The sequence below is a fragment of the Rhodococcus sp. T2V genome (assembly GCF_029269925.1).
Lineage (GTDB): Bacteria > Actinomycetota > Actinomycetes > Mycobacteriales > Mycobacteriaceae > Rhodococcus_F > Rhodococcus_F koreensis.
The window spans coordinates 1-7,456 of record NZ_JARJBD010000192.1 but is presented as its reverse complement, the minus strand read 5'-3'; the positions used below and the strand labels follow the sequence as shown (position 1 = coordinate 7,456).

Below are 7,456 nucleotides of genomic sequence, written 5' to 3'. Positions count from 1 at the left end.
GATACGCGGCCTCACCGAGCAACTCGGTGAGCTCCGGCGCATACGACTCCCACACAGCCTTGGCGCCGACATGCGCATCCGGCGAGCCGGAGCAGTACCAGTGAAGATCCGATCCGCCCTCACCCCAACCTCGGCGGTCGAACTCGGTGATCGTCGCCTTCAGGATCTGTTCACCGTCGGGTCGCTCCACCCATTCGTGGGTCCGCCGGATCGGCAGCTGCCAGCACACGTCCGGCTTCACCTCGAGCGGCTCGATCCCACGCTGCAGCGCCATCGCATGCAACGCGCACCCGATACCACGGAACTGTCCGCCAGGTTCCGACGGCGCGGGCGGGGGATCCGACGCTTTCGCCGGTCCTCATGCCCAGCCGAAAGTGCCCCCGTAGTGCGGCCGTCGTAGGCCGGTATCGCCGGTTACGCGTCGCCGGGAGGCAGTAAGTTCGACACGGAGAATCTCCTCCACTCGCTGCATCCCGGCGAGCCGGGTGATGCAGACCGACAATTCCGACGCCGGGTTACCGCTCCACCGCCTCGACGTCGGCGGTGTCACCGTCACTCTCGCGTAATGCCCTGCCCTGCTGGACATACTGCTCGTACTTCTCCGCGTTCTTGTCCGAAACCCGGGTATCTCGCGGTGGCAACTGCAATTCGTCCTCGGCCGGCATGCCGGCCTGCAACTCCCGTCCGCGTTCGAGTTCGGCATCCAGTTCGGCGCCGAAGAGCAACGCCAGGTTGGTGATCCATAACCACAGCAGAAACACGATGACTCCGGCCAGGGAGCCGTACGTCTTGTTGTAGCTGCCGAAGTTGGCGACGTAGAGCCCGAATAGGACCGACGCGACGATCCACGTGACGATGGCGAGGAATGCGCCGGCGCTGATCCAACGGAACTTCGGTTGCCTCACATTGGGTGTGACGTAATAGAGGATGGCCACGGCTACCACGACGATGCCGAGGACGAACGGCCAGCGGGCGATGTTCCACACGGTCAGGGCGGTGTCGCCGAGTCCGACCGCGTCGCCCGCCGAGCGTGCGACGGGGCCGCTCAGGGCGAGCATTGCCGCACCGGCGGCCACCAGGACGAGACCGACGATGGTCACGGCCAGCATCAGGGGCCGTAGCTTCCACACGGGACGCCCTTCCTCGACTTCGTACATGCGGTTCATGGCCCGTCCGAACGCCCCGATGTAGCCGGACGCCGACCACACCGCACCCAGCAGGCCGAGGACGAGAGCCATCCCCGCGGTCGGCGTCTCGACCAGTTGCGTGACGGGGTCGCGCAACGTGTCCACAGCGGAGGACGGTCCGAGATCGTCGACCATCTGCAGGACCGCGTCGGTGGTCCGCTGTCCCTGACCGACCACGCCCAGCAACGAGACCAGCGCCAGCAGCGCGGGGAACAGTGAGAGGACCGCGTAGTACGTCAGCGCCGCGGCCAGGTCGGTGCACTGATCGCGGGTGAACTCGTGCGCCGTCTTCCGGATGACGTACCACCAGGACGGTTTCGTCAGGTCCGCAGGCGAATCCGGCTTCCGCGGATCGTCGGGTTCCGGTTCGGCGTGCCGATCGTCGTTCATCGATCACGCCTACCCGTATCCCGGCTCGGTGAAACTGCGGTCCTCCTCGAAGTCGGCCCGACCCCGTAGTGGATCAGACAAGCCCTTCCGCCGCCGCGACAGACGGCACTGGTCCCCGCGTGTACACGTCGAGGCGAAAGTCTGCATCGCAATAGGCTGCGACCGGGACGAGGCCCGTCCCGGTGGCGATCGCGTCTTGGACGGCCCCACCGGACTGCGGGTATTCGGGGACAGGATGCCGCCAATGGACGCCGATCAGCGTGCCTTCCGCCTCGAGGGCGGCGACCGCCCGGGCGATCGTCGTGGCCAGCCCGTCGTCGTCGAGGTAGTAGAGGACCTCGCTGAGCACGATCAGATCGAATCGGCCGGGCGGCCACGGGTCGAGCAGCGACGCCTGGTGCAACTCGACGCGGCCCAGGACCCCGTCCGCGTCCAGCCGTGCGCGCGCGAGGTCGAGGGCCCGGGTCGCGACGTCTGTGGCGACGACTTCGTCACAACGGTGCGCCAGCGCCGCGGTGAGAATCCCGATCGAACACCCTGGCTCGAACGCACGGCGATAGCGGGGACGGGGCAGGGCGGCGAGGGTCAGCGCGTATTTGCGCTGCTCGTACCACCGATCGCCGAACCCCCACGGGTCGGGCGACGCTGCGTACATGGCGTCGAAGTAGGACGGGTCCATTCCGCTCACCAGAACACCGTCTCGGTGGCACGTGTCAGCCGCGCCAGGACCCACGGCGGCAGAATCGGCGCGTCGCGCGGATCCTGCGACAACGGATGGATCTGGCTACGGAATTCGGCGACGGCGCGGTTCTTGCGTTCCATCTCTGCCGCGCTCGCGGTGTGCACACGTACCCGCGACCACGGCACCGCGTGGTCGCCGGGCCGCGCCCAGTGCCACATCCACACCGGAAATTCCAATAGACGGGCACCGGTCGCTGTGCACGCCGATGCCGCGGCGCGGCCCGTCGCCTCATGGTCGGGATGACCGTCGCCCCGCCAGGTAGCGAGCACCCACGTGCGCTCCGCCGGCTCGCCAGCCTGCGCGATCGTGTTCACCAGACGTGCCACGAGGTTCGCCTCGTGCTGACCGATCGCACCGTCGGGCAGCCGCAATCGCACCGCCTTCGTGACTCCGAGGAGCGCGGCGGCCCTGCGGGACTCGTCGATTCTCGTCACCGCCAGTTCGGCTCGCGACAGCGTCGGTGAGTCCGGGTGCGAGGCCTCGCCGTCCGTGACTGCCACGATCAGGACGGGGATTCCCGCGGCGGCCGCCGAGGCGATGATCGTCCCGGCGCCGAGCACCTCGTCGTCCGGGTGTGGCGCGACGACGATCAGCCGATCGCAGTCACCGGTGGCGAGCAACGGAAACTGTTCGGCGGCGAGCCACTTCCGCCACGTCGTCTCCGGTGTGCCGCGGCCGGTACCCGGAATGTCGGCGAACCTGTGACCGTTCGCCAATTGAGTCATCCTTGTTCCTCCTGCGCTGCGAGCCTGCCGAGGGTTTCGAGGTCACGTTCGGCGTGTGATTGCCGGATGTAGACGAACAGATCGGCGACGGTACCGGCGTGTGCGGCGTCCGTCGCGAGCGGTGCCGCACCGAGAGCACGTCCGACCCGGTCGATCACCTCGGTGGCCGTCCTCTCGACCAGAGCGCGCACGCGGAAGGCACGCAACGTAGCGGCACGGCAATCGGCCGGAGCGGCGTCGACCTCGGCGGCGGCCTGAGCGAGGGACCAACGAACCGCACTGATCGCCACGTCGATGGCGCCCAGGTGGGCGAGCTGGTGACCGTCCGCCCGGCCGTCCCGGGCCCGCACGCGAAGTGGCTCGGAAACCGCGAGGACACCACCGAACCAGCAGGCCGCCACCCCGATGCCGCCGTGCCAGAATCCCGCCCGGTTCAGGTAGCTGCCGGCGATACCAACCGCCCGGGTGGGGACGTCGACGAACGTCACCGACTCCGTTCCGGTGGCCGCCATCCCCGGACTGTGCCAGCCCCCGAATCCCGGCGCGACGCCGGGATGATGCAGATTCACCGCGAACAACCGTGATTCACCGTCGACCCGGGCCGTGACGAGCGCATCGGTGCACATCGCGGCACCGGAACACCATGCCTTCGTGCCGTCGAGGCGCCACCCGTCCGCCGTCTCCCGCGCGGTCAGAACCGGCTGCGGCGGTTCACTCGCCCACACGCCCCAGAATTCGCCCGGACCCGCACGCACGCCGTCGATCTCGGCGAGGATCGCATCGGCGTCGGCATGCGCTTCGAGCAGGCGGCCGACCGACAGATTCCGCCGGCACCTCCCGGTAAGCCACTCCCAACGTGCAGCCGTGGCACCGGCCCCGGGCAAGGGCGGTCTGGCGCCGCCCGACCGAATCACCGACCACACAGCCTCCGCGGTGCCCGCCAGCACATCACGCCCCGCCGTCATCGGTCGTTCAGTTCGAGCAGATACGAGGCGAAGCCCTCCGGTGCGCGGGCATGCCTGCGCGCGGACGTCTCGACCGGCGCATCGATCGCCCACACCATGTCGGCCCCGTCCGCGACCATGCGGGAGACCAGTTCCGTGTCCTCGTGCGCGGGGACTTCGGCGAAACCCCCGACGCCGCGGTACAGGTCGGCGGCGAAGCCCAGCGACGCGCCGTGGACGTGGCCGTGATGCACACCGGGGCGATAGTCCCGTGCGTACCGCACCATCACATGCTCCGGCCAGTCCGACCAATCGGTGACGGTCACGGTGCCCGCGACTACCGTGGCGCCCCGTGTAGCGTGCGCGAGCTGCGCAGCCAGCCAGTTGTCCGGCACCTGCGAGTCGGCGTCGGTCGTGGCGAACCACTCGTTGCATCGAACGGGCGCCACCGCGAAGCCGGCCCGGCGGGCGGCGCCCACATTGCGGACGTTCACAGCCATGACATCCACGCCGGGCGGTACCGCCGCGGCCGAGTCGTCCGAACAGGCGTCGAGGACCACCACGATCCGGACCGGGACCGGCACCCGCGTGGCAGCGGCGCGCAGCGCGGTCACGCATGCGGGCAGCAGCGCCTCTTCGTCGTGGGCCGGAACGACCACCGTGACGTGCTCGACCTGCATCAGGGCCCCTTTTCCCGTTTCGCCGGTAGAGGTATCCGATACCCCGTTCCGGGCGATCCGAACCACGGCCCGCCCGTCCCACGCCTCTGCCCATCCCACCGCTCTATCCGAACCACAGGGCTTCGGCGTTGCAGAAAGCCACCCGTTCGGCCGCACTCCCCGGAAGCGCGGACAGAAAGCTCCGGATCTGCGCGCCCCGGGTATCGACCGTGTCGGCGCGCGCCACGGTGTCGCTGCCGACCACGATCCGATCCGGTTCTCGCGCAACGAGCCTCAACCAGTCCTCGTCCGCACCGTTCTCGTCGGCGACACGGTCGAGCAACACCCACGACAACTCGACCGTCAGATTGCGATGCCGTTCGATCATCCGACGCATCAGATCGAGCTGCCCGGACGGGTCGACTTGTCGGGACACCCCGGCGTGGCACCAGACCACCGACGTCGACGGATGACGATCGAGGGCACGCTCGAGGCTTCCGGCGTATTCGTGCCGATCGGGCAGCCCGACCGAACTCGAATCGTGGTGCAGCGAGATCGGCGCGTCGTTCTGCGCACAGAAGTCGAGAACGGCGTCCATCGCGACGTGATCCGGGGACGGCACCTCGCCGGACGTCAGGTTCGTCAGGTCGTCGTGCCTCAACATCACCTCGCCGACACCGGCCCAACGATCGGAGCGGCCCCACACGAACTCGAGGTGCTCGATCGCCAGCAGGTCGGTCGGGTCGAACCCACAGACCAGCGGGGCCACCTCGAGCACACCGCCGGACTCGAGGTCCGGGAGGACGTCGAGGACCGTCGCGTCGGTGAGCGAGTGATAGTGGCACGGCGCGTTGTCGTCGAGGTAGTAGTCCGGACGCACGGGCTCGGCGGTCGACCACTTCTTCTTCACCGGCAATCCGAACACCACCGCCCGCGTGACACCGTTACGGACCAGCCCGTCCCGCAGGTCGGGCATTCGCCCCGGCCGCTGCAGGAAGTCGACGAGATGGACGTGCGTGTCGATCCACGGGGGAGAAGCCATCCATCCGATGTACCAGCAATCGGCCCGGCTGTCTCGCCTTCTTACGCGCGCACCAGGCCCTCCGCACCCCATTTTGATACGCAGCCGCCCGGACGGAACAGGTGATGCGGGGTGCCAGTCTCAGTCGAGGCCCACTGCAACCGGCCGCAAGGTACACACCACCGTTGCGGTCACGGGGCCCAGGGGCACCCGTCCCCCGTAGACGACGGGATACCGCGCTGGCCGCAGTTGCACCGGCGACACTCGCAGCCACCGCGAACGGGTTGTACTTCGCCTCCGAGAAGGCGCTCATGTTCCGCTACTACGCATTCGATCCCATCGATCGTCCTCGATTCGCCGAATAGCGGGTGTCACCGTCCTCACCGAATCTTCGTCCCATAGGACCCGGCGACACCAAGGTGCGCCAACCCCGGGATGTGCGTGCCCCCGCCGATTCATGATCAATGTGACCGGCCACACCACCGTCCACGACTGAAATACTCTGGTGCGGAACCGTACAGTCGCTAACGGAGCACACAGGAGGCGATGACATGGGGACAGAGTTCGACGGCCGTGCAGCCCGGACCGACCCGGACCACGAGCAGCACCCCGCAGACACCGGCGCGCCCGACGAGGTGGCCACACCGACCGAACGCGACCGTGAGCTGTCCGCACTGGTGGACCACCTCGAAGAACGCGTCGCCGCCGAACACGAGGCCCACGATGTGCCCGGCAACGCAGCCGACCGGGCCGAGATCACCCCCACCGACACCGGCGACGACGCGCCGGACTGACCCGCGACGGCGACTGGAATCGCGCCGTCGGCCCCGGACATGCACAGTCCCATCGTTGATCGGTCACAACCAATCGGCGTCCGCCGGGACGAGGGTGCCGGTGACCGGTCGACCGCGGAGTAGAACTAAATCCAGCCAGATCAGGGCATCGGCCAGAATTTCCGCGCGCAGGGCGATGTCAAATTGTTCGGCGGCCGTGAGCGACCGCTCCCCCGCCACCACATCCTCGGCCAGGAACGCCGACACCGTCCGCAGCACCCACCGCTCCGACGCCGGCAAAGCCTCGCCGTCGACGTACCGACCATCGGCGAAGCGGACGTCGAGGATCGATGTCTGCTCCGGACCCGTGCCGCCCAGCCGGGCGATGATCACGCCGGCGGTGGCCTCGACGACCCACGCGAGCACATCGCCGTATACCGGCCGGCGCCCGGGCGGGTGCAGCTCCGCGCACACCCGGGATACCTCGCGCGAGAACCGGGCGGCGTCCCGGTCACCGACCAGTTGCAACAGTCGACCGCCGAGAGTCGCGGCCGGCGAGCTGGTGGGGTTGCCTGCGTTCGATCCCATACAAGAGGGTGCCCGGCCCCGGGCCCCATCACGCAGACCGGCCGGTACGAAAACCCTTCATGGGACATGACTTCTGGCGCCGACCCGGCCGGCGCAGCTGACCATCGCGATCCCACGTGACCGGAGGGCGGTAGGGACGATCCGCCTCACCGCTGACGGTTCACTCTCAGCTGGTGCTCTGGCTGTCGACATGGCGAGCACCGTCTCTCGGATGGGGCCGGTTGGTGCCGGGCTGTGGGTGGGGCTACCAGCGGTAGACGACGCTCGGGTTCGGCTCGTCGCTACCCCGGATCGCGACCGGCGTCGCCGGCGTAATCAACAGGCGCACCGTCGAGTTCTGGCTGACGAAACCGACGAATCCGCCGTTGCCGTGGTCTTCGAAGATGCCCCTGATGGCGTCCTCGAGGCCGTGGGCGGCGGCCGCATC

The 7,456-nt window shown here is 68.6% G+C and carries 9 protein-coding genes and 1 pseudogene; 1 reads left to right on the top strand and 9 read right to left on the bottom strand.

Going from position 1 to position 7,456, the window contains the following annotated elements; all coding sequences use genetic code 11:
• From P3H15_RS52595 to P3H15_RS52565, 7 genes and pseudogenes are all read right to left on the bottom strand, one after another.
• Positions 1 to 298 (bottom strand): annotated as a pseudogene (locus tag P3H15_RS52595) (hypothetical protein); the annotation flags it as partial.
• 217 nt (positions 299 to 515) lie between these two features.
• A complete protein-coding gene (locus P3H15_RS52590) occupies positions 516 to 1,577 on the bottom strand; it encodes a YihY/virulence factor BrkB family protein (RefSeq protein ID WP_276144591.1) in 1,062 nt (353 codons plus the stop codon).
• Between the two features lie 73 nt (positions 1,578 to 1,650).
• Entirely contained in the window at positions 1,651 to 2,268 is a 618-nt protein-coding gene (locus P3H15_RS52585; protein WP_276144592.1) for a class I SAM-dependent methyltransferase, read from the bottom strand.
• Positions 2,262 to 3,044, bottom strand: a complete 783-nt coding sequence (locus P3H15_RS52580; protein WP_276144590.1) for a PIG-L deacetylase family protein — start codon at positions 3,042 to 3,044, stop codon at positions 2,262 to 2,264. The genes P3H15_RS52585 and P3H15_RS52580 overlap by 7 nt, the downstream gene beginning before the upstream one ends.
• Complete coding sequence (locus P3H15_RS52575; RefSeq protein ID WP_276144589.1) at positions 3,041 to 4,009, bottom strand: acyl-CoA dehydrogenase; 969 nt, start codon at positions 4,007 to 4,009, stop codon at positions 3,041 to 3,043. The genes P3H15_RS52580 and P3H15_RS52575 overlap by 4 nt, the downstream gene beginning before the upstream one ends.
• A complete protein-coding gene (locus P3H15_RS52570) occupies positions 4,006 to 4,668 on the bottom strand; it encodes a glycosyltransferase family 2 protein (RefSeq protein WP_276144588.1) in 663 nt (220 codons plus the stop codon). Before P3H15_RS52570 ends, P3H15_RS52575 begins: the two co-directional genes overlap by 4 nt.
• Before the next feature lie 103 nt (positions 4,669 to 4,771).
• Positions 4,772 to 5,689 (bottom strand): amidohydrolase family protein, encoded by a 918-nt coding sequence (locus P3H15_RS52565; protein ID WP_276144587.1) that lies wholly within the window; start codon positions 5,687 to 5,689, stop codon positions 4,772 to 4,774.
• A 530-nt stretch (positions 5,690 to 6,219) separates the two neighbouring features.
• On the opposite strand from P3H15_RS52565, the gene P3H15_RS52560 reads away from it, so the two are divergent.
• A complete protein-coding gene (locus P3H15_RS52560) occupies positions 6,220 to 6,462 on the top strand; it encodes a hypothetical protein (protein WP_276144586.1) in 243 nt (80 codons plus the stop codon).
• A 63-nt stretch (positions 6,463 to 6,525) separates the two neighbouring features.
• Here the strand turns inward: P3H15_RS52560 and P3H15_RS52555 are convergent, their stop codons facing one another.
• A complete protein-coding gene (locus tag P3H15_RS52555) occupies positions 6,526 to 7,029 on the bottom strand; it encodes a hypothetical protein (RefSeq protein WP_276144585.1) in 504 nt (167 codons plus the stop codon).
• Positions 7,030 to 7,273: 244 nt separating this feature from the next.
• Positions 7,274 to 7,456 (bottom strand): hypothetical protein (locus P3H15_RS52550; protein ID WP_276144584.1); only part of this gene is annotated, 183 nt, incomplete at its 5' end.